Source organism: Paenibacillus sp. PastF-3 (assembly GCF_029893135.1).
GTDB lineage: Bacteria > Bacillota > Bacilli > Paenibacillales > Paenibacillaceae > Paenibacillus_AQ > Paenibacillus_AQ nitricinens.
In genome coordinates this window covers 108,199-130,982 of record NZ_JARXWM010000015.1, presented here as the reverse complement: position 1 = coordinate 130,982, position 22,784 = coordinate 108,199, and the positions used below count along the sequence as shown (strand labels likewise).

At 44.6% G+C, this 22,784-nt stretch carries 17 protein-coding genes and 1 other annotated feature; all 17 genes read right to left on the bottom strand.

What is annotated here, in order from left to right; translation table 11 throughout:
* Positions 1–4 precede the first annotated feature (4 nt).
* The 17 genes from M2444_RS25120 to wzx all read right to left on the bottom strand — a co-directional run bounded on the left by M2444_RS25120 (position 5) and on the right by wzx (position 22,480).
* The gene (locus M2444_RS25120; RefSeq protein WP_094873228.1) at positions 5–1,381 is read right to left on the bottom strand and encodes a bifunctional folylpolyglutamate synthase/dihydrofolate synthase; all 1,377 of its coding nucleotides are present in this window, start codon (positions 1,379–1,381) and stop codon (positions 5–7) included.
* Between the two features lie 5 nt (positions 1,382–1,386).
* Positions 1,387–4,086: a valine--tRNA ligase gene (locus M2444_RS25115; RefSeq protein WP_094873229.1), complete on the bottom strand. Its 2,700-nt coding sequence runs from the start codon at positions 4,084–4,086 to the stop codon at positions 1,387–1,389.
* A 62-nt stretch (positions 4,087–4,148) separates the two neighbouring features.
* Positions 4,149–4,432, bottom strand: a binding site (T-box leader).
* 342 nt (positions 4,433–4,774) lie between these two features.
* Positions 4,775–6,142, bottom strand: a complete 1,368-nt coding sequence (locus M2444_RS25110) for a LysM peptidoglycan-binding domain-containing protein (RefSeq protein WP_280788304.1) — start codon at positions 6,140–6,142, stop codon at positions 4,775–4,777.
* 358 nt (positions 6,143–6,500) lie between these two features.
* Complete coding sequence (locus M2444_RS25105; protein ID WP_280788303.1) at positions 6,501–7,436, bottom strand: RluA family pseudouridine synthase; 936 nt, start codon at positions 7,434–7,436, stop codon at positions 6,501–6,503.
* A complete protein-coding gene (hemL, locus tag M2444_RS25100) occupies positions 7,433–8,734 on the bottom strand; it encodes a glutamate-1-semialdehyde 2,1-aminomutase (protein ID WP_280788302.1) in 1,302 nt (433 codons plus the stop codon). Before hemL ends, M2444_RS25105 begins: the two co-directional genes overlap by 4 nt.
* Positions 8,735–8,812: 78 nt before the next feature.
* Positions 8,813–9,811 carry a porphobilinogen synthase gene (gene hemB / locus M2444_RS25095; protein WP_280788301.1) on the bottom strand — a complete coding sequence of 333 codons (999 nt, stop codon included), beginning with the start codon at positions 9,809–9,811 and terminating at the stop codon, positions 8,813–8,815.
* A gap of 580 nt (positions 9,812–10,391) precedes the next feature.
* Positions 10,392–11,945 carry a uroporphyrinogen-III C-methyltransferase gene (cobA, locus tag M2444_RS25090; RefSeq protein WP_094873237.1) on the bottom strand — a complete coding sequence of 518 codons (1,554 nt, stop codon included), beginning with the start codon at positions 11,943–11,945 and terminating at the stop codon, positions 10,392–10,394.
* 5 nt (positions 11,946–11,950) lie between these two features.
* Complete coding sequence (gene hemC / locus M2444_RS25085) at positions 11,951–12,904, bottom strand: hydroxymethylbilane synthase (RefSeq protein WP_280788300.1); 954 nt, start codon at positions 12,902–12,904, stop codon at positions 11,951–11,953.
* A 601-nt stretch (positions 12,905–13,505) separates the two neighbouring features.
* Positions 13,506–14,153, bottom strand: a complete 648-nt coding sequence (locus tag M2444_RS25080; protein ID WP_280788299.1) for a precorrin-2 dehydrogenase/sirohydrochlorin ferrochelatase family protein — start codon at positions 14,151–14,153, stop codon at positions 13,506–13,508.
* A 5-nt stretch (positions 14,154–14,158) separates the two neighbouring features.
* A complete protein-coding gene (gene ccsA / locus M2444_RS25075) occupies positions 14,159–14,986 on the bottom strand; it encodes a cytochrome c biogenesis protein CcsA (RefSeq protein WP_076286483.1) in 828 nt (275 codons plus the stop codon).
* Positions 14,987–14,991: 5 nt separating this feature from the next.
* Positions 14,992–16,389 carry a glutamyl-tRNA reductase gene (hemA, locus tag M2444_RS25070; protein ID WP_280788298.1) on the bottom strand — a complete coding sequence of 466 codons (1,398 nt, stop codon included), beginning with the start codon at positions 16,387–16,389 and terminating at the stop codon, positions 14,992–14,994.
* A 240-nt stretch (positions 16,390–16,629) separates the two neighbouring features.
* Positions 16,630–16,821 (bottom strand): hypothetical protein, encoded by a 192-nt coding sequence (locus M2444_RS25065; protein WP_094873482.1) that lies wholly within the window; start codon positions 16,819–16,821, stop codon positions 16,630–16,632.
* Between the two features lie 81 nt (positions 16,822–16,902).
* The gene (locus tag M2444_RS25060; protein ID WP_280788297.1) at positions 16,903–17,541 is read right to left on the bottom strand and encodes a YdcF family protein; all 639 of its coding nucleotides are present in this window, start codon (positions 17,539–17,541) and stop codon (positions 16,903–16,905) included.
* A gap of 351 nt (positions 17,542–17,892) precedes the next feature.
* Positions 17,893–18,396, bottom strand: coding sequence for an acyltransferase (locus tag M2444_RS25055; protein ID WP_280788319.1), 504 nt, complete (start codon positions 18,394–18,396; stop codon positions 17,893–17,895).
* Positions 18,397–18,618: 222 nt separating this feature from the next.
* Positions 18,619–19,998, bottom strand: a complete 1,380-nt coding sequence (locus tag M2444_RS25050; RefSeq protein ID WP_280788296.1) for a mannose-1-phosphate guanylyltransferase/mannose-6-phosphate isomerase — start codon at positions 19,996–19,998, stop codon at positions 18,619–18,621.
* Complete coding sequence (locus tag M2444_RS25045; RefSeq protein ID WP_280788295.1) at positions 19,995–21,041, bottom strand: glycosyltransferase family protein; 1,047 nt, start codon at positions 21,039–21,041, stop codon at positions 19,995–19,997. The genes M2444_RS25050 and M2444_RS25045 overlap by 4 nt, the downstream gene beginning before the upstream one ends.
* Positions 21,042–21,061: 20 nt before the next feature.
* Entirely contained in the window at positions 21,062–22,480 is a 1,419-nt protein-coding gene (wzx, locus tag M2444_RS25040; RefSeq protein ID WP_280788294.1) for an O-unit flippase-like protein, read from the bottom strand.
* Positions 22,481–22,784: the final 304 nt, after the last annotated feature.

Sequence of the window (22,784 nt, the reverse complement as noted above, 5' to 3'; positions counted from 1 at the left end):
GTCGTCACCAGCCTTTTTCAGTATCGGGTTGCTGCAAAAGTGTACCGCGTACGTCAGAGATTAAATACAGCGTACCAGATACGACGGCAAGGTCATCCTCCGCTGTAATCGACTTCAGTAGCTGCAGCGCTTTTCCCCAATTATGTTCTACTATGATTGCCAAGTTTTCCTTGGCATATTTCTCCCGCAGACTTTCTGCGATAACTTGCAGATTCTCCGCGTCCATTTTGTTCTGGAAATCCGGTTCGGTCAGGATGAGCGTATCCACTATAGGCAGTATATGCTTAAAGTAGGATTCATGATGCTTATTTGACAGCATTCCCATAAGTAAATTTAATTTACCGTATTGGTAGAGCTGAGGCAGACTTTTTGCAAGACTCTCCGCACCTTCCGGATTATGTGCTCCATCCAGTACGATCCTTGGAGACTTGCTTACCTCTTCCAGTCTTCCAGCCCAAAATGCGTGGCGCAAACCTTCAAGCACATCTTCATCCTCAAGCATAAAGGCCATATACTGACGCAGAACCTCAAGTACCATCATGGCAGCTGCCGCATTACTAATCTGGTGCTCGCCTTTCATTACGATCCCAAGTTCAAGCGAACGAAAGGGACCCTTAAAATGAAAAGTCTGCACATCCTCACGGATTTCATTAGCCTTATAGCTAAAATCTTCTCCGGCAAGATAAAGCGTAGAGCGGCAAGCCGCTGCTTTCTCTTTCAGAACTGCCACGACTTCCGGCTGAGTTACGCAGCTTACAACAGGTACGCCCGTCTTGATAATTCCGGCTTTCTCCATGGCAATCTTCTCTAGCGTATCTCCCAAAATATCCATGTGATCATGACCAACATTAGTAATCACAGAAACAATCGGAGTCACGATGTTCGTTACATCCAGCCTTCCCCCAAGCCCGGTCTCCCATACGACAACATCAGGACAAGAGACGCCCGCAAAAAATAGAATGGCCACAGCTGTAGTTACCTCGAACATCGTAGGTGAGCCAAACTCCGTTTCCGAAATTTCTTGGACTAGTGGACGTAATTGGTTAACCAGCTCGACAAGCGTTTCTTCAGAGATGTCCGTATTATTATATTGGAACCTGTTCGTGAACTTTGTAATATACGGAGATGTAAAGGTGCCTACTGAATAGCCGCTTTGTATAAGTGCACTAGTCAAAAAAGCACAAGTTGAACCTTTGCCATTCGTACCCGCCACATGAATAAACTTCAGACGACGGTGCGGATTCCCAAGCTTGTCCATCAACATCTCGATTCTATCTAAACCTGGCCTTATCCCAAAAGGGATTAGGCTCTTGATCCAAGCAACCGCTTCGGTGTATGTCGCAAGAGGGGCGGTACTTCCGCCCCGATTTAGGTCATCCATGTCTCTTATCCTCTCAGCTCTACGATGCGGGCAAGTACTTTCTCACGCTTAGCAGAATAATCTGCCTGTTTCGCCCGTTCCTCTTCGATAACTTTAGCAGGAGCTTTGGCCACGAAGCCTTGATTGCTCAGTTTTTTCTCTACGCGTTCTACTTCGCTGTTCAGCGCCTGTACTTCTTTTTCCAGACGAGCGATTTCTTGTTCAATATCAATGAGTCCCGACAATGGCAGAAGCAGTTCCGCTCCTGTTACTACAGCGGACATTACCTTATCCGGCGTTTCTGGATTCAGGCCAGCTTCGAAGGAAGACGTATTACAGAAGCGTCCAATATAGTTGTCGTTACGGGTGATAATACTCAGCGTCTCTTCATTACCCGCTTTGATGATCAATTCAACCTTTTTGCTCATCGGCACATTCACTTCAGCCCGGATATTACGAACGGCCCGGATTACATCCATCAGCAGGTTCATTTCCGCTACGGCTTGCGGATTCTCCAGAGCCGCATCATACTCCGGCCATGCAGCCAGCGTAATCGTCTCCCCTTCATGCGGAAGATGCTGCCATATTTCTTCCGAAATAAACGGCATAAACGGATGGATCAAGCGCATTGTGCGGTCTAGTACATAAGCAAGTACAGACTGTGTTTTCGCTTTGGCCGCGGCATCTGATCCGTAAAGTGACAGCTTCGCGAACTCAATATACCAGTCACATAGATCGTCCCAAATGAAGTTGTACAGCTGGCGACCGGTCTCACCGAACTCGTACGAGTCAATTAGACGCGTAATCTCACGAGAAGTTTCGTTCAGACGGTGCAAAATCCAGCGATCAGCAGTACTTAGCTCACCCGAAATGTCAATATTCTCAAAGCTTACGCCTTCCAAATTCATCAGCGCGAAGCGTGATGCATTCCAGATCTTATTGGCGAAATTACGCGCCTGCTCAACCTTTTCCCAGCGGAAGCGCAGATCCTGTCCAGCGGTACTGCCGGTAGAAATCATGTAGCGCATTGCATCTGCGCCATACTTCTCGATGACTTCAAGCGGGTCTACGCCATTTCCGAGTGATTTGGACATTTTTTGACCTTCGGAATCCCGAACCAAACCATGCATCAATACATCTGAGAATGGTTTTTCTCCGGTGAATTCGAGGGCAGAGAAGATCATCCGTGCTACCCAGAAATAAATAATATCGTAGCCCGTTACGAGCACATCGTTCGGGTAGTAGCGTTTGAAATCCGCACTGTCCTCATCCGGCCATCCTAGTGTGGCAAAAGGCCACAGATTAGAGCTGAACCAGGTATCCAGTACATCTTCGTCCTGTTTCAAGTCGGTTAAGCCACTGATCCGGCGCGCTTCTTCCTCATCATTCGCTACAACCAATTCACCAGTAGACTCGGAATACCATGCCGGAATACGATGTCCCCACCACAGCTGACGGGAAATACACCAATCACGTACGTTCTCGATCCAGTTCAGGTAAGTTCTCTCGAAACGGTCCGGTACGAAGTTAACCCCGTTCCCATCTTTCTGTGCATTGATGGCAGCTTCAGCCAGCGGCTGCATCTTTACGAACCATTGTGTAGACAAGTACGGCTCAACAACCGCTCCAGAGCGCTCACTGTGTCCTACTTGATGCACATGATCTTCGATATTGATCAGGACGCCTTGCTCCTTCAGGTCAGCAGTAATGGCCTTACGACATACACTCCGGTCTTGACCTTGGTAAGGTCCTGCTTCTTCATTCATCGTACCGCTCTCATCCATTACGTTAATCTGCGGTAAGTTGTGACGTTGACCCATTTCGAAGTCATTCGGATCATGAGCGGGTGTAATCTTAACCGCACCACTACCAAACTCTTTGTCTACATAATCATCAGCGATAATCGGAATCTCACGGCCAATAATCGGCAGGATCAACGTTTTGCCGATTAGATCTTTGTAACGATCGTCTTCCGGATGAACAGCAACCGCTGTATCACCCAGCATTGTCTCCGGACGTGTAGTCGCCACTGTGATAAATCCGCTACCGTCTTTGAGCGGGTAACGCAGGTGATACAAGTGACCATTAACTTCTTTATATTCAACCTCGATATCCGACAATGCTGTACGAGCCGCCGGATCCCAGTTGATAATACGTTTGCCGCGGTAGATCAGGCCTTTATTATAGAGCTTAACGAATACCTCGCGTACAGCTTTCGATAACCCTTCATCCAGGGTAAAACGTTCGCGGGAATAGTCAAGGGAAAGCCCCATTTTAGCCCACTGCTCATGAATGGTGTTCGCATATTTATCTTTCCACTCCCACACCTGCTCCAGGAACTTCTCGCGGCCGAGATCATGTCTAGAAATTCCCTGCTCACGCAGCTTTTGCTCTACCTTTGTCTGCGTTGCGATACCGGCATGGTCCGTACCTGGTAGCCACAACGTGTCGAAGCCCTGCATCCGTTTCGTACGAATCAGGATATCCTGAAGCGTAAAATCAAGCGCATGACCAATGTGCAGCATTCCCGTTACGTTTGGCGGCGGGATTACAATGCTGTATGCTTTTGCATCTGGACGCCCGCCTGCACGGAAATATCCACCCTCTGTCCAGTAGGAATACCACTTGGTTTCTGCCGATTTCGGATCATACGTGGTTGGCATTTCATTCTTAGAATCATTTGCAGCGGCAGCCTCTGCCGCTGTTAGATTGTTTGGGTCAGCCATTCTCTGATACCTCCACTTGGTTACTTGTAGTTGGTTTCTAAAAAACAAAAAGACCCCTCGTCTCAAAGGACGAAAGGCCATTCTTTCGCGGTACCACCTTTGTTTCGCGCCAATGAAAAATAAACCTGCACTTCTCTCACCTTACGGTTCAGAAGCTTAGCGCGACACTCGTACAGATAACGGCTGCTACCGGCCACATCCTAACTTATCTTTCATATCCATGAAGACAAGCTCAGAAGGGCGACTCCGGGGCGACTTCGGTGGCTGTATCCTACGGAATGTCACAGCACTTGCATTCCGCTCTCTGAAGGGCTGACCGCCTACTCTTCCCGTTCCCAGTCTTTACTTAGATATTGCTTACTCCATAATACATTTTGAGTCATCCCTAGTCAACCTGAATAGGCTTCTACAGCGGGACTTTGAGCGGAATTTCGACTTATAGCGGGCATATGTCGAATTTTCATTCGATTCCTCACACTGCATTGATTAGATACCCCGTATTCTAACGTTCTCCGGTCACACAAGAATAAACGCCTTCGACGTCCTTTTACGGACGGTAAGCGTTTATTCGAGAAATATAAGGATAATGTATAACGTGAAACTTATATATTCTTATATTTTGACAAAAATCCCGATCTACTAACAGACCGGGATTCATCTATTCATGTGAATATGCATTGTAATTCATTTATGGAATGTACAACACTTGCCCTTCTTCTACACTCTGCCCGGACAATCGATTATACATTCCCAGCTCCCGCGCACTTAGCTGATACTTCTCTGCGATTGTATCCAACGTTTCTTCACGCTGTACGATGCAAAGGCGAACCTTACGGAATAGGTTAGCGCCATCTGCTCCGGTAATGAATCTGCTCTTCCACTCCGTATTATTTCCGGCCTCTGGAATGATCGCTGCAGCCGATGCATTTCCTTCAGATAGGAGAGCCTCTTGTTCTTTACGAGAACGACTAGAGCTGAGTAATGAAGAGAAGGTGAGATGTTCTTTGGCTGGAGCCTCCGCTTCTTGCTTGCTTCCTAGCGCAATCTTAAGATCTTGTTTCTCCTCGGTATGTGGCACAGTCTCCTGAGAAACTAAGCCTTCGTTCGTATTCTCACTGATCGGCTGCGCATTCTCTTCTTGTGTGTGAAGCTCATGGTTTGCTACGTTTTCAGAAGCAAATACAGCGATATCTTTGTCTGCGTCGGTAATCGCTGCTGGAACAGCGGTTTCTCTTGAAGCAAAAGTATATTCCGCTTCTTGCTCCTGATCCGCTTGACTCGCCTGGCTAACATGATCCAGCGGAGTGGCCTCAGCTTCATTCTGTGACTCCGCTTTAAACCAGTAATCCGCTATTCCGGCTTTGGAATCCTCTGTTTCCAAATCCAGACTATGCGTCCTAGCTTTCGCGCCCTTGTCCTTCTCATGAGCGGATGAGAAATTCACTATAGGGGACGATTGACCAGTTCCACTTGAGACCAATGATTCTTCTGTTTCCTGTTCATTCGCTTCAGCGTGCTCATGTTCTTCTACAGCAACCTCCGATGCATCCTCACCAAAGGTCCACTGAGAATTTTCATAAAGTGCGTCATTGTCATGTTCTTGATGCTCCGCTGTTGCTTCTACCCTGTCATCACTGAGAGGGGAATAAGCCACTGTGTACTCTTCCTGCTGCCAGGCCGGCTGTGGTTGAGGTTCCGCACCACCGATTCCCCGCAGGGATAATACGCCTGTTATATTCACAGTACGCATCGTGAGCAGATCAATATCAAAATTCTCGATCTCCACCCCAATATCTTCAATCGAGCTGACGCGTGTAAGCGGAACAGTGATTTCAACGGGAATGGCGTGCTCCAGACGTTGTGTCCGGTCATCTTCACTCCGGTAGAGTCCGGTAAGCAACAGCTGACCATATAACTCGGCACGATCCTCCCGCTGAATCACCTGGATTTCCGGAAGTAGTTCAACCTCCTCCAGCTCAGCTATTCCCGGAAGCTCTTCCGATAGGTGAATGCGTTCATAAATATCAAACCGCAAGCCGTGGGACTGATCAAACACGGGATATGTCCTCCTTCTTGGCATAATCTAACCCTGAGACAGGCCCAGAGCATAAGCCCAAAATGTTACTCCCCACATGTATATGCTTCAAAAAGAAAGGCATGACAACTTTGGTAGCCCTAACCGGACAGGATGCTATTAATTTCCTGAATTCAGGGGCTATTTGAACCTATCTGACGACCAATAGATGCACTACTCCGCATGAACAAAGTATTATATGCTGCTTTTGCTATTAGGACATGGATAGATGCTTCTTTCTGAAAAAACAGAAAATTATATACTCTACGAAAAATAGATAAAAAAAACCGTGAAACCAGCATTTGCTGATTCCACGGTTCTCAGGTTTATAACGTTACCGTCAAGGCGCTTCAGACAGCAGCTCCCGCAGCTGCAGCATATCCTCCGGCCACGGATCGCTCACTTCGAGCATTTCACCGCTCCAAGGGTGGCGGAAAGACAGCAGCTCGCCATGGAGCGCATGTCGGCCACTAGCGCTGGAAGCCCAGACCGGGCTGCCGTATAGCGCATCCCCATACAAGGGATGACCCATATGGCTGAGATGGACGCGAATCTGATGCGTCCTTCCGGTCTCAAGCTGCACATGCACCAGGCTCCCGCCATGCAGTGCTTCGCGTCCGAGGATTCGAGTCACGGCGGATTGCCCGCCCGGTGAGACTCTTCTCCGCGCCGCATGATGACGATCGCGCCCAATCGGCGCATCGATCACTTTAAGCGCAGATGGCACTATGCCTTCTACGATCGCGGCGTAGAGCCGCGAGATGCTTTTTTCACGCATATTCTCGTCTAGGACAAGCTGAGCGAATTCATTCTTGGCGTACATCACCGGGCCGGTTGTATCCTTGTCGAGGCGGTGAATATGCCTTACAGCTACACTGTCACCGGAAGCAACATAATGCGCTGCTACAAGGTGATCCAGCGTTACACCTAAGCCACTGCCATCCGGATGAACCGCCATGCCTGCCGGCTTGTGGGCAACCAGGCAAAAATCATCCTCATACAGCACTTCAAGCGCTTCCCATACGGGTTCAATGCCCGCTTCACGATCCGGAAAAAGTGCCAGTCGAAGTCGATCTCCCTTCCACTGAATCCCCCCCTCGCGGCGCAGACGCAGATGAAGCTTCTCAGGCATACCTACAGTTTCCAGCAGCCACTTATCAATCGCAGCTTCAGCATCCTCGGCTCCAGTAATGATTTTGCCGGGTGTTACTTCCAGCCACTCTCCACGTCTTGTCCAAGCTCCGCCACCGGTTCGTTCTCCGGCTCCAGTACTCAAAGGGCCTTCAGGGCATTATAGTGGCCCTCAATGGTATCATCAATATCCTGCTCACTATGCGCAGCCGACACGAACATGCCTTCAAACTGTGAAGGTGGCACGCTGATGCCTTGGCTCAGCATATGACCAAAACAACGACGGAAAAGATCCGTGTTGCTTGTCTTGGCCGTCTCAAAATCCGTTACAGGCCCTTCCGTGAAGAACGGACAGACCATCGAACCCACGCGGTTAATCGTCAGCGGAACACCAGTTTCGATTGCATTCTTTTTCAATCCCGCTTCCAGACGCGCACCTAATTGCTCCAGACGATCATAAACTTCCGGTGTCAGCAGCTTCAGCGTAGTGAGTCCTGCCGCCATTGCCAATGGATTACCACTAAGTGTGCCAGCCTGATAGATCGGTCCCGTAGGAGCGATTTGCTCCATGATCTCTCTTTTGCCGCCATAAGCGCCTACTGGAAGTCCTCCACCGATGACTTTACCGAAGCAGGTAATATCCGGAGTAATGTTAAACAAGCCTTGCGCACAGCCACGATTGACACGGAAGCCTGTCATTACCTCATCAAAAATAAGCAAAGATCCGTGGTCTGAAGTTAATTTGCGAAGTCCTTCTAGAAATCCCGGAAGTGGTGGTACAACACCCATATTGCCGGCAATCGGCTCTACGATCACTGCGGCAATCTCACTGCCGAAACGTTCGAAAGCAATCTGAGTGGATTCCAAGTCATTGTATGGAACAGTAATCGTATTGACTGCCACACCTTCGGGAACACCTGGGCTATCCGGCAAACCTAATGTGGCTACCCCGGAACCCGCCTTGATAAGCAGACTATCTGCGTGACCGTGATACGAGCCTTCGAACTTCAAGATTTTGCTGCGTCCCGTGTAACCACGTGCCAAACGAATCGCACTCATCGTCGCTTCCGTTCCGGAGTTAACCATACGTACGATATCTACTGAGGCTACACGTTCAACAACCGTTTTTGCCATTTCAGTTTCAAGTAAAGTTGGTGCACCAAAGCTTGTCCCTTTTACCGCCGTCTCCTGCAAGGCCTTTACAACCTCAGGATGCGCATGGCCCATAATTAGCGGTCCCCACGAGCATACATAGTCGATAAAGCTGTTGCCGTCGATATCATAAATACGCGATCCGATCCCATGATCCACATAAACCGGAGTCAATCCTACGGATTTGAATGCCCGTACAGGGCTGTTTACCCCACCGGGAATATATTGTTTTGCTTCATCAAAAGCCTTGCGGGACGCTTCTTCTTTACGCGCCATTGGCTCATTACTCATCTATCTTCACTCCTGTTCTGTTCTTGATCACACAAGTATAAGGCAACTGCCTATACAGCGATATCGTTGTGAAAGAGATTAACCACGCAGCCAGCGCGCAGCATCTTTTGCGAAATAAGTAATAATAATATCTGCTCCGGCGCGTTTCATGCCAGTCAGCATTTCCAACACAACGGCTTGCTCGTCAATCCAGCCTTGCAGTGCCGCTGCTTTTACCATGGAATATTCGCCACTCACATTATAAGCCACGAGAGGTAAATCGAACTGGTCACGGATCGTACGAATCACGTCCAAGTAAGCCAGGGCCGGCTTCACCATCAACATATCTGCGCCTTCCAGCACATCGGATTCTGCTTCACGGAGCGCTTCGCGCAGATTGGCAGGGTCCATTTGATACGTTTTGCGATTCCCGAACTGTGGTGCTGAATCCGCAGCTTCGCGGAAAGGGCCATAAAATGCCGAAGCATATTTGACCGAATACGACATAATCGGCACATGCTCAAAGCCATTCTCATCCAGTCCCGCACGAATCGCGTGTACGAATCCATCCATCATATTCGAAGGGGCGATAATATCTGCTCCAGCTTTAGCTTGGGATACCGCCGTACGAGTCAGCAGGTCCAGTGAAGCGTCGTTAATGACATCACCATGCACGACGCCGTTCACCGTATGCGTGTGCACCATTCCGCAATGTCCGTGATCCGTAAATTCACAAAGGCAGGTATCTGCAACGACCAATAGCTCAGGGTACCATTGCTTAATCAAGCGCGTAGCCTCTTGCACAATTCCATCCTCTGCAAAACCGGAAGAACCGATAGCATCCTTCGTTTCAGGAATCCCGAATAACAACACAGCCGGAATGCCTAGGGCGGCAATCTCGTCCACTTCTGCTTTTAAAGTATCCAGCGAAAAATGATACACGCCCGGCATCGAGCTAATCTCATTCTTCACACCTGTTCCATAAGTCACAAATATCGGCTGCACAAAATCCAGCACATTCAGTACCGTCTCCCGCACCATACCACGAATTCCTGCTGAACCGCGTAAACGGCGGTGACGTGTAATTGGAAAGCTCATTGGTTCATCCTCCTGAAAAATAAAATATATAACTAAACCCTCGATCGTTGACTAACTGCGGCATAGTTGTAGTTTGTGCAGTTATTTTGAAGTTTTATCGTAACTGTAAGTTTTAGTTGCACTCTCTACAGTTATTTATTACAAAAGAGCGAAAACCCTTGTTTTAGCGCATATTTAATTGCACATATTACAACTAAAATGGATTTTCGCTAATATTCAGGGAATTTAAGTGTATAAAGTGCAACTAAACCTCAATCTGACCTCATGCTAACAGACCTCATAACCAGTCTCGTAACCAGATTAAAAAGCTATATTTCCACTAGGTTGCATATTAATCCAAGTACCCAATATCTAACATATCAGTTAGAGCTACGTGAACTTTATACGTACATAGACTTACTCACCCATACACACCAGTTAGTTTACAACTCAGCCGTCCATCATACTCTGAGTTTCAACAGTAACTACGTTCGGAGGCCAAGCTCATGCTACTTAAGTTACTTACAATAGCAGTGTGAGACTTCCTAGATAGATACAACTTCAGACGATGTTATAAAGCCGATGTTCGATTCGCGTCCATTCAAGCTTTTTGAAGTTGAGTCTCCGCATTCCAGCGGCAGAGCTCCTGAACCAGACTATTAATCGTTGCTTCTTCAGGTAGCAGACCCGGAGTAAGTCCCGCTTCCACAGCAGTCTGCTCGGTTAATGGCCCGATGCAGGCTATCTTAACATTAGCTAGCAGAGGAAGTGGATCTTCGAGCCCCATTCGTTTCAGAATGTGGATGAAATTGCGCACCGTTGAAGAGCTGGTAAAGGTTACTGCGTGAACACGCCCTTCCTCCAATAGCTTCAACAGCTCGTCGTCATCCTCACCCGTCACAACCGTCTCATAGGTATCGACGTCTGTGACTTGAAGGCCAAGCTCTCTCAGCTTGTCCGGCAGCCAGTCGCGCCCCAGATCGCCGCGCGGCAACAGCACGTTCTGCCCCGGCAGCAGCCGGGGACCGAACGTCTCAATCAGACCTTCCGCCTGAAACTTCGCCGGAAGTTCTTCAGCAATCACCCCGCGCTGCGCCAGCGCGGCTGCTGTGCCTGGCCCCACCGCTGCAATCCTTGCGCGGTGAAGCCCCCGAATGTCCGCCCCCTGCTCCGCCAAGTGGCGCCAAAAAAACTCCACGCCGTTCGGGCTAGTGAAGAATACCCAGTCGTACGATTCCAGCGCGCCAAATGCCGCTGCAATCTTCTCCTTCTTCTCTGCGCCATCCGGCATGATCGTCTCGATCACCGGGAACTCGTAGGGTTCCCCGCCGAGTTCCTCAATCCTATCCACCAGCTCGCTCGCTTGGCTGCGAGCCCGTGTCACCACGATGCGTTTGCCGAATAACGGCATCGCCTCGGCCCACTTTAGCTGCTCACGCTGCAGCACTACGTCGCCGACGACAATCACGGCCGGCGGCTGAAAATCCGCCGCCTTCACCTTTGCTTCAATATCGGCGAGGGTTCCCGTCAACGTCTCCTGATCTGCGCGGGTACCCCAGCGCACCAGTGCCACCGGTGTTTCTGGCGGACGCCCATGCTTGATCAGCTGAGCGCTGATATATCCTATTTTAGCTACGCCCATCAGGAACACTAACGTCCCTGTGGCATTCGTTACTTTATCCCAATGGATGGAATGGTCCAGTTTATCCGGACTCTCATGTCCGGTGATAATCGACAGGGAAGAAGCATGATCGCGGTGCGTGACAGGTATACCCGCATACGCAGGTACGCTGATCGCCGACGTGATGCCCGGTACGATTTCGTAATAGATCCCATTTTTGCGAAGCAGCTCCGCTTCTTCACCTACGCGTCCAAAAATCGTAGGGTCCCCACCCTTCAGCCGCACCACTGTTTTCCCCTGTAAAGCCAGATCAACTAACAATTGATTAATCTCTTCCTGCTTCATCGTGTGGCGATCCGGCAGCTTGCCAACATAAATCTTCTCGCCGCCGGGCTTCATGCTTTTCAGCAATCTAGGACTTGCCAGCCGATCGTACACCAGCACGTCGCTTTTTCGAATACACTCGAGGCCTTTTACAGTAATCAGCTTTGCGTCCCCGGGACCTGCACCTACCAAATAAACCTTCCCCGTCAATCCCCTCATCCCCTAACGTCTGACAGTATCTTCTCCGCTCCTCTTGCTATCAGCTTCTTAGCGACTTCTTCGCCGAGCTGTACCGGGTCTATCCCAGTGCAAGTTTCTTTCAAAATCGTTGAACCGTCAGGTGTTCCCACCATCCCGGTTAAGGAGATTATTTGGCGCTTAGCGGTAGTAGCTTCCGCGGCTGCATCAAGCACCGCATGAGCACCAATCGGCACTTGGCAGCCGCCATTCAGCACGCCAAGGAACGTGCGCTCCGCCGCCACCGTCAACGCTGTATCGGCATCGTTGTATAACGCCAGCAGCTTCCGCAGGTCTGCGTCATTTGCGCGGCACTCGATGCCGAGTGCGCCCTGCCCTACAGCGGGCAGGCAAACTTCCGGCGGCAGGTAGGCGCTCACGCGATCCTGCCAGCCCATGCGCGACAGCCCCGCTGCAGCAAGCAGGATCGCGTCGTATTCCCCGCTATCCAGCTTGCCCAGCCGCGAGTCAATGTTGCCGCGCACGGGCTCAATGACCAGATCAGGCCGCAGCGCAGCTAGCTGGCTGGAACGGCGTAGGCTGCTTGTGCCTACGCGTGCGCCTGGAGGCAGCTCGTCCAGCGAGACGCCTCCGTTAGAGATCAGTGCATCGCGCGGATCAACGCGCTTCGGCACAGCGCCGTTGATCAGCCCCTCCGGCAGCTCGGAGGGCATGTCCTTCATGCTGTGCACCGCCATGTCGATTTCTTTTTCCAGCATAGCCTGTTCTATTTCCTTCACGAACAACCCTTTACCGCCTACCTTGGACAAGGTGACATCTAGGATACGGTCCCCTTTGGTAACAATCTTTTTCACCTCAAAAGTGAATCCAAAACCATGCTCCTCGCTCAATCGCTCCAGATCGGCAATCACATGCCCCGTTTGCGTCAACGCAAGCGCGCTCTGTCTACTCCCCACAATAATCTTACGCATTGTCCATTCCTCCTGATTACGTCTGCCTCTTACTCTTCACCGTAGACCTTATATAGTAATCCAAACTAACCAAAAGCTACTTCGCACTATTAAATGGCATATCTTCCATTTATTTGGCTCCTTCGGCGGTTATTACTCAATTCCGAGGCATTAATGCCTCTCTTTTCGCTGGTATGGCCGTTTTTGAGCAATTCCGAGGCATTATTCCCTCTTTTTTCGCTGATATGAGCGTTTTTAGGTAATTCCAAGGCATTTTTGCCTCTCTTTTCGCTGATATAGCCGTTTTTGGGCGATTCCGAGGCATTTTTGCCTCTCTTTTCGCTGGTATGACCGTTTTACGGCAATTCCGAGGCATTAATGCCTCTTTTTTCGCTGATATGGCCGTTTTTGGGCGATTCCGAGGCATTTTTGCCCTACTTTCGAACATTCCAGCTACTCCAGCCCAACGGGTACTTATACCGCTCATTCAAACATTCCAGCCACTTCAGCCCAATACAACGGTACTGATGCCACTATTCGAACTATCTCAACCAGTAGCCTATTTTACTCATATCATTAATCTAACCCAATTTTCTAATCTTCACAGTGTCCACGCGCACTTTTACTCCGCCCGATGACTAGCAATCCAAACATCCATATCCTCCGGGCTCCACGCAATAAAGCTACCGTTTCTCATCTCATTCAACACATCGAGCGCCCCAAGCTTCCGCAAAAGCCTTCCACGAACTTCAGCAGAAGATTCTTTTTCCTTAATCCGGGTTCGCATGGTATGTACAAAATCCAAATATGGCTCATACGCCGCATCCAGCGCCTCTTCAAGCACACTTTTAATCTTCGCAGCCGCAAGCGGACCAGCACCCGAAGTAGATACAGCTACCGTCAAACGCCCCCTACGTACAACTCCGGGCGTAATAAAATCCCCCGCTTCCGCATGGCTAGCCACATTCACAGGAATGCCAAGTCGCCTAGACTCCTGAGCAACCTCTTCATTAACCGTTCTATCGTTAGTGGCTGCATATACGAGAAAGGCCCCACGGAGATCTCCGGGAGCATAAGGGCGGTCATGCCAGGTCATGAGACCCTTTTTCACTAGAGAGGCAAGCGTATCTGTCAAAGAGGGACTAATCATCTTAACCACCGCTCCAGCTTCCAGCAGCCCACTCACCTTCCGTTCAGCCACGGCACCACCGCCAATAACCACAACCTGTTGCTTTTCACAATCCAGCATTATGGGCAAATACCGAGTCATGCTCTTCACTCCCCGCTCCAACCGTGAAAACCAGACAAAGAATTCAACAAAAAATTCAAGATAGTAAAAGCATATCCTAAAATCGCCCAGCGAGCCATACTTACTCCACTTTTCCGCCCGGATTTCTTAAAGATAATATAAAATATGTAAATTCCAAGGCCAATCAGTGTCGTTAGGACTTTTAAATCCTTCAATAATAGTGTCCGTCCCTCAGAAACAATAGATAAACTAGCCACCACCAGAGAGATTGCCAGCAAAGGAGTCCCCACCAGAATAGCGGTGTAAGAATATTTATCTGTAGTCTCTAAGTTTGGTAAACGACGAATTCGGTCACTCCATTGCTTACTTTTGAGTCTGGTGTGCAGAAATAAGTACAATATGGCAAATACCGTTCCAAGTGTCAGTGCAGCAAAACTCAAATTGGCCAAAATCACATGCATTGTCAACCAGCCATACACCGAGCTCCAAGTCTCAAGCGTATGCCCCCCCGCCGTCAGCCACACCCGATTTAGCAGAAAAACACAGAATCCAGCCACACTAAGCAGCAGAATCGTAAACTCGCCTCCACGTGTAAAAGCCACCGCAAGCGAAGTCAGAACAATACTAAATGCAAACCAGAACAAGAAATCATAAGGTGTAAAAATGGGCAGCCCCTTCTCCTGAGAGAAACGAATCCCGAGTCCTGCAGCTTGCAAAAGACCCACAACAACAAGAAGCCCCGTGCCTAACCGCTTCCCACTCGGGTTGCGATAAAGGCAATCCGAGAAAACAAACAGCAGGCTCAGGGCATATAGCAGCAGAGCGGCATCATATATTCCGTTCAGCAGTTGCATATCACTCACCTACCCAACAGGCCTGCCGGAGCAAGCACCGTCTTAGGCACAGAAAAATCGCCGCTACCGGCAGTACGTTCTGTGGAGCTAGACTGCTTAACCGGGGCGGAATCTCCGCCATCTGAATTGGATTCGAGCTGTTCCTGTAGCGCAAAGATTTTGGAGAAATAATCAAGCGCTTCATTCCCCTGCTTGCCACCGGACATCTCTTTAATTACATTGATTGGATCATGCATCATTTGGTTCACAATGCTTTTGGTCAAGCGACGGATCACCTTGCGCTGATGCTCGTCCAGCTCAGGCAGCTTATTGAACAGACTCTCCATCGTTTCCTCATGAATCGCATTCGACTTATCCTGAAGCGCCCGGATTACCGGTCTCACGCCAAGCGTCTTAAGCCACAGCTGGAACTCATCCATTTCCTCACCGATCATCACTTCAATCTTCGCAGCTTCACTCCGGCGCATTTCCAGGTTACTCTCCACAATGCCCTCCAGATCGTCAATATCATACAAAAAAACATCTGGCACACTAGCCGCTGCAGGATCAATATCACGGGGTACAGCGATATCAATCATAAAAAGCGGCCGCGAAGGGCGACGCTTCATAGCATTCGCTACCTGATCTGCCGAAAGTACATAGCCGTCAGCTCCCGTTGAGCTGATCACGATATCTACCTCATTAAGAGTTTTTAGCGCATCTTCAATCGTGCTTGGCTTACCCGAGAACTTCTCTGCCAGTTCAATCGCACGCGACAGCGTACGGTTAGCGACAATCACCTCAGCCGCACCACTACTATATAGATGCTTAACAGTGAGCTCACTCATTTTGCCGGCGCCGAGAATCAGCACTCTTTTACCAGTGAACATGCCAAAAATCCGCTTGCCCAGCTCCACTGCCGCATAACTGACAGATACTGCGCTTTCGCCGATTGACGTTTCACTATGTGCTCTTTTGCCGAGTGTCACCGCTTGTTTAAATAGCCGATTGAACCAAGTTCCCGTTACACCCTCAGCCTGAGCCGTGAGAAAAGAACTTCGCACCTGTCCCAGGATCTGCGTCTCGCCAATCACCATGGAATCCAGGCCGCAGGTCACGCGGAACAAATGCGCAATCGCCTGCTCGTCTTCATATATATACATATGCTGTGCAAATTGCTCATTTTTCACTCCAAACCACTGCTCCATAAAGCCGCGGAGGAAATAACCTCCCATATGAAGGCGGTCCATGACCACATAAATTTCCGTACGGTTGCAGGTGGCTACTACGACCCCTTCCAGCACACCCTTCGTCTTCATCAATTGATGAAGCGCTGCCGGAAGATCACTCTCCGCAAAAGCAAACTGTTCCCTAACCTCCACGGGAGCCGTACGATAATTCAGGCCAACGACGACGATGTGCATCGATAGTTCACCATCCTAGTCTCTATTCATTACTGTGTACAGTTATATTAAAGAATATTTTTACATAATATTCACTTTCACAACATCTCAAAACGCTGTGTTAAGTATATCACACGAAAATACGACTTTTTACAGATTTTTTGAACGCTTTATGAAATCCAGATAATAATTATTATAAATAAAAAACCGCAGGTTCGCTACGGTTAGGATGGGTTATTTTGTGATTAATTATTAACTAACTCAAAATTTCTCGGGTTTTTCAACTTTAATTGACACTACTTCTCCGCACATTTTACAAAATGTGTAGATAAGTGGTGAACCAAAAGAAAAGGATTTACCAATAGGCATAAGGTTAGCATCTGCGCTGCTCACTTCGCCTTTGGTGAATGTAGTGCTGCCACATGATTTACAAACTAAGTTCGCTTCGTTCATAACGATCACCTCGGAAAAAGTATATGGGACTCCATACGTTACGATGATTATCTAAATGAAACTACATTCCTTTAGGGAAAGCTAACGAAACCAGTTCTTAATTTGATCAAGTGTACTTTTAGCCTCCGGCCCATTGTAACCGAAAGTATTACCTATCATTTTTGCATACTCATTGAAGGTAGTTTCACGACTATTTCGATCGCTCCACCAACGCTTAGCGTTATATCCTGATGGAGATCCAACATATGTAAGCTCAATCTCCGATTTTTTGTACACACGATCATAGAGTAGCTTTACTCGACGCATGTGAAAATCCGAAGAAACAACAATCGCAGATTGAAGATCGTGTTCCTTCATTATAGGGAGTGTAAACTCTGCGTTCTGGTATGTGCTTTCGGCCGCATTCTCGGTATAGATAGCATCCTGCGGTATACCGAGATTAAGGGCGGTTTGGAGCATGTCACCTGATCGACTCGTTATCTCTTTGGCGTTGGAAAGAATTATATAAGGAGCATAGCCAGCTTTATATAACTCAGCAGCCTTTTCTACCCGGCCTTGGCCTCCGCTAAGGACGATGATAGCATCGGAGGGTTGTGGGGATTGGTGGATGGGCAGATAAATGCCAATGAGTAAAAAGAAAAACAAAAGGATAGGCAGTGAGAAAATAAACCTTGTAAAATTATTCCTAAACGGGTTATAGTTGCAAATTTTATATTTCATGATCATAATCCTCTTAATGTACTATACAAGTCATCAAATTTTAACGGAAACTTTAGTTAAGTATTTTTCAACTAGATATATTATTTTTGCAAACAAAAAATTCTGGAAACTAATACACTGGGAAAGAGAATTAACTTGTTTATGGTCATTACCTGCAACAACTTTTTTTTCTACACGTCCTTTAACTGCAAAGGTAAACGATTATTCACTGGATATGGTAGATCAATACTTCAATACTATTGTTCCGCCTCTAATCAATATGTCAATATGTATATCAGATAATTATTACTAACGCGTTCCCCCTCTGTTCAAATACAAGGATCATTCGGCACGTACGTTATGGATGTTCGCTTATAGTTCCTTTATCCTCTTTGCTGGAACCCCAGCATAGAGACTATTAGGACTGCAGTTTTTAATGACTAATGAACCTGCTGCTATTATGCATCCTTCGCCTATAGTTACTCCCGGAAGTATCGTTGATCTAGCACCAATCCAGCAGCCATTTCCAATTTTTATAGGTTTACTAATGTCAAGCCCCGCCCTTCTTTCAATATTACCAATTTGATGCGATGCGGTTACAAACATAGTCCCCATTGCAATATTACATCTCTCGCCAATTTCAATCAATGAAGTGCAGTCAAAGAAGCAACTGTAATTTACGAAAGTTCCTTTTCCAATAGAAAGCTTTTTTCCAATAATATAGTTTTTAGGATTTATTGCTCGTGTTTTTATTTTCATACCAAATAATCTATAAAACACAACCCTCACCTCTCTTGGTATTAGAGGAGATGCGAAAATAATATTCACAAATAAATCCCATAAAATAATCTTGATGCGAATGGGAATTTTCTTCACCAAAATAATTGGCTCCTTTTTATTTCTTATTAAACTAAATTATATTAATGTTTTGTCCAATATATTCTTCATATTTTGGCGTCTATCATAATATTATATCAGTGAGTTAAAAAGTGAGGGGACCTTCTTTTCCGAACTCCATTACCGCACAACTCTGAAAAGAACTTCTTAAGAAGTTCTTTTCAGAGTTGGCAAATCAAATTAAAGAATACTTTAAAACCATTAAGCTTTAACACGATCATCCTCAAATCTAAGAATATCGTCTTCACTTAAATAGTGTCCTATTTGTATTTCAATTATTTCAAGCGGAACCTCCCCTGCATTTTCCAATCGATGTTTTTCACCCTCTCTAAAAAAGATGCTCTCCCCTGAATAAACATTTTTGGTTTTTTCATTGATAGTTACCTTAGCAATTCCACGAAGAATAATCCAATGCTCACTTCTGTGGTTATGTAATTGATAGCTAATACTCCTTCCTTGATTTACAGTTATTCTTTTGATTTTATATAAATTTTCCTCTTCCTCAAGAACTGTATACTGTCCCCATGGTCTATAGTCTTGAAAATGATATTCGGATCTTAGGTCATTTCTATTTTTCAGTTCTTCAACAACATTTTTCACTTTTTGTGATTGGTCTTTTTTACAAACTAAAAGTGCATCTCTATTATCTATTATAATTAAATCTTGAATACCAACTGCAGCGACAATTTTACCGTCATATGACTGAATAATATTATTTGTTGATTCAATAACAATATTTTGTTCACAAGAAATATTGTGCGCTTCGTCCTCCTCAAATACATCATAAAATGAATCAAAACTACCTAGATCATTCCAACCTATATTAACTGGAACAACTGATACACTATTGCTCTTCTCCAAAATCCCATAATCTATTGATATATTTTCATGAATCTTTGAATACGCTTCTACAATGCTTTTACTTGAGTTAAATGCATGGAAAATTTCCGGAGAGTGTTTATATACCTCATTCGAAAAGAATTTCGTATTAAACAAAAATATTCCTGCGTTCCAGTAATATCCCTTATCAATATACTCTTTGGCTTTATTAGACGTTGGTTTTTCTTTAAATGATTCTACTTCATATCCCGTTATTTTTTTTGCTCCAGGTGATATATAGCCATAACCAGTATTTGGAGAGTCTGGTTTTACTCCAAATGTAATTATAGAATCGATAGAGAGCTTTTCAGTTTCAACTATAATGGATACAAATTCATCATTTTTAGTAATAATATGATCTGATGGAAATACTATAACGGTATCATCTTCTTTTTTAGTGATTGCAACCACAGCGGTATAAATCGCAGGCAAAGTGTTCTTTGCTTCCGGTTCAACTAGAATATTATCTTCATTATATATGTATCCTAATTCTTCTATTGCACCAATTACTAAAAACTTATATTTTTCATTAGTAACAACAAAGATGTTATCAATACTAGATAACATCAGACTCCTTCTAAATGTTTCTTGAAATAATGAGTCCTTTTTTCCTTGAAGCTTAATAAACTGTTTGGGGTACCTATCTCTACTTAGTGGCCAAAGTCTTGTTCCACTTCCACCAGCTAAAATGACAACTTTCATCTTGATCTCCCTTCAAATTTTAGTAAATTCGTCATTCCTTTTTCAATCAATTCATTAGAATGATCCTCTTTAAACTTATCGAATGTAAAATTGGATTTATTATTTTGAGAGTTTTCAACTATAAGTTTGAAGAAGTCATCTGCATTGTTTATTACATTACATATACCAGGATATTTATTTGAATAATATCTTACAACTGGTATATCACTTCCATAGACAACTTTGTCATTAGATAAGGCATCAATTAAAGTCCCACTCATACGATTTTGAAAACTATTAGGAAACGGCATGTATATTGATCTTGCATTTTCCATATAGTTGTCGTATTGAGTTCTTTCAATGAACCCATTTATTACCTTTAAGTAACCATTATCAAACTCAGTTGATTTTGATTTGAGAATCACTCTTTTTTCAGCTCTTTTTATAATCCCTTCAGCTTTCTCCAATTTAATAATTTCTTCAATTATATCTTGATCATTACTATTACTTAATCCAACACAATCAAATTTTCTAAAGGTATTACTATTATTAATAGTGACCATATGATGAGGAATAACGTGCACTCGTTTAGGACTAATTTTATATTTAGAGATCAAATGATTTTTAATGAATTCTGCAAATACTATATGTTCAACTTTATTCATATAAGATTTAAATAGAGCACTTTTGATGGGTTGTTTCAATTCATCTGTATTAAAATGATGGACCAAGAATATTTTATCTTCTTTTCTAAAGAAAAATCTTCCTAGAGAGAACATTAAGGTATCAAAAGAAGATACAAAAATACAATCACGCTTGATTTTTCTTGCCATTATTGAAGTTATGAACATATTTTTCAATGATGTCACTCGTGTTTTAATTTTTCCATATGGAACATTGAGATATTTGCTTTCTATTAATCTTGCTTTAAAAGGAATCGATTTATATCTATCATTACAACTTAAAATAGTTACATCCCCAATTTTAGAAAGTCTATCAATCTGGTTTATATCTAAGTTTAAGTGCCCTTTAGGAAACAAAAAATCTAAATACAATATGTCCAAACTGTATCACTCCTAATTTTTCATAAAACATTTTTCCTTGATTTATCTTTAAAGAGGTTAATGAATCTCAGAAAACTTAAACAAAACATTTCATAAATATTAGTATTCAACTCTCTCATCACACTATGAGGCCATTTCCAATTATTGTAAACAGCTTGAACGAGGATTTGTGCAAATATCAATCCCCATATACCAAGGTTAAAATAACTTATACATATAGTAGCCACCAATATTCCAACGACACTTGATATTACAAATGATTTAACATATGGAACTTTATTTGTGTTTGAAATAAAAGAAGCATAAAACGAGTGATGCCTTAGCAGAAATATGTATACTGATATCGCAATTGTAATCTTTATATTGATGTTAGTACTACCTTGTATGAACGATATCAAAGGAATGCCTATTGCGATTAATCCAACAATACCGATCCAAAACGTTAATATATAAATTGTCATTGCCATTGACATAAGCTCTTTAGATTTTTTGGTATTATGATTTACATAAGCTGCTTGAAGTGACGGTTGGTAAGATGTATATAAAGCTCCAGAAATAGCAGCTATAGCTGTCACCAACTGTATAGAAATTGAGTACATACCTGTTTCAGATAAACTCAAATACATTGAAGAGATTAGTATTGTCGCTTGATTTGATAGGTAATTTGATAGTGAAACCAAGCCATCTCTCCAAGCATTATGCCAAATTAGTTTAAATGTATCTATTATAGCAAGATTATTAACTTTGTTAGCATCACTCTTAAGAGTTTCACCTATTCCTTGGAATTTGTAAAAAAAGTATTTGGAAATCAATCTGAAAATAACCCCATTTGCTAAATAGGCTGTGGCTACAGCAATTATACCGAAATTGAGAAATAACAAGATAATAGATATTAAAATTTGTAATATTCGACTTAGAATGATTGCAATATTTATCTCTTTTATTGCACCAACTCCCCTTAAAAAAGTGGAATAATATCCATAGTACAAATTTAAAAAAAGAGCAATACAATATATTAACCATGCTATTATATGGTCAGATCCCTCAACTTCATGTGATATTTGAGTGATGTAAAAAGTCCCTATTGTCAAGAGTAATATCAAAGCAATAAGTGATATCAACAGATAAATTATTTTGGATGTTTTGATAACTCTATTTAGAAGCACAAAATTAGGTTCACTCTTCTCAGAAAAAACAACATCAACTTTGCTCAGTTCCTTACTACCACTCCAGCAATATGCTACATTTCTTGCTAATGTAGGATTAAAACCAAAGTCAAATAAAACAACTAATCCCCCTATACTAAGGAATATATACCATAAACCAAGAGAGTTTTCGTCTAGAAAATAAATAATAAAGGGGAGTAACAAAAAATTACTTCCCAATGTCAAAAAAACACCTATATAGTTCCAAATAACATCTGCTTTTGTAATTCTCAAATTTTTTTCAACTCCTAATGCTCTGAAATATAAATACATCTACAGTCATAAGGAGCAACATTTTTGTCTATATGACTTTATCTATGAAATTATATGGGTTGAACTAATGCAAAAGGTAAGGATTATCTAGCTTTCTAAACTCAAATACGTAAAAATTTTATGCAAATTAGTTATTATTCTTTGCTAGTTATCACAGTATCTGTATTTATCTTTCTGAATCCAGCAAGGTATCTCGTCCGTCGATCTATAAACTTCAATAAAATTCGCTTCGGTTATTGAATCTCTTTAGGCGTGTAGACATGAT

Excerpts from the sequence above, each read along its gene's own strand:
- M2444_RS25120 (WP_094873228.1), bottom strand. The coding sequence starts at position 1,381 with ATGGATGACCTAAATCGGGGCGGAAGTACCGCCCCTCTTGCGACATAC.
- M2444_RS25115 (WP_094873229.1), bottom strand. The coding sequence starts at position 4,086 with ATGGCTGACCCAAACAATCTAACAGCGGCAGAGGCTGCCGCTGCAAAT.
- hemL (WP_280788302.1), bottom strand. The coding sequence starts at position 8,734 with ATGAGTAATGAGCCAATGGCGCGTAAAGAAGAAGCGTCCCGCAAGGCT.
- hemB (WP_280788301.1), bottom strand. The coding sequence starts at position 9,811 with ATGAGCTTTCCAATTACACGTCACCGCCGTTTACGCGGTTCAGCAGGA.
- hemC (WP_280788300.1), bottom strand. The coding sequence starts at position 12,904 with ATGCGTAAGATTATTGTGGGGAGTAGACAGAGCGCGCTTGCGTTGACG.
- M2444_RS25080 (WP_280788299.1), bottom strand. The coding sequence starts at position 14,153 with ATGACTCGGTATTTGCCCATAATGCTGGATTGTGAAAAGCAACAGGTT.
- ccsA (WP_076286483.1), bottom strand. The coding sequence starts at position 14,986 with ATGCAACTGCTGAACGGAATATATGATGCCGCTCTGCTGCTATATGCC.
- hemA (WP_280788298.1), bottom strand. The coding sequence starts at position 16,389 with ATGCACATCGTCGTCGTTGGCCTGAATTATCGTACGGCTCCCGTGGAG.
- M2444_RS25065 (WP_094873482.1), bottom strand. The coding sequence starts at position 16,821 with ATGAACGAAGCGAACTTAGTTTGTAAATCATGTGGCAGCACTACATTC.
- M2444_RS25060 (WP_280788297.1), bottom strand. The coding sequence starts at position 17,541 with ATGAAATATAAAATTTGCAACTATAACCCGTTTAGGAATAATTTTACA.
- M2444_RS25050 (WP_280788296.1), bottom strand. The coding sequence starts at position 19,998 with ATGAAAGTTGTCATTTTAGCTGGTGGAAGTGGAACAAGACTTTGGCCA.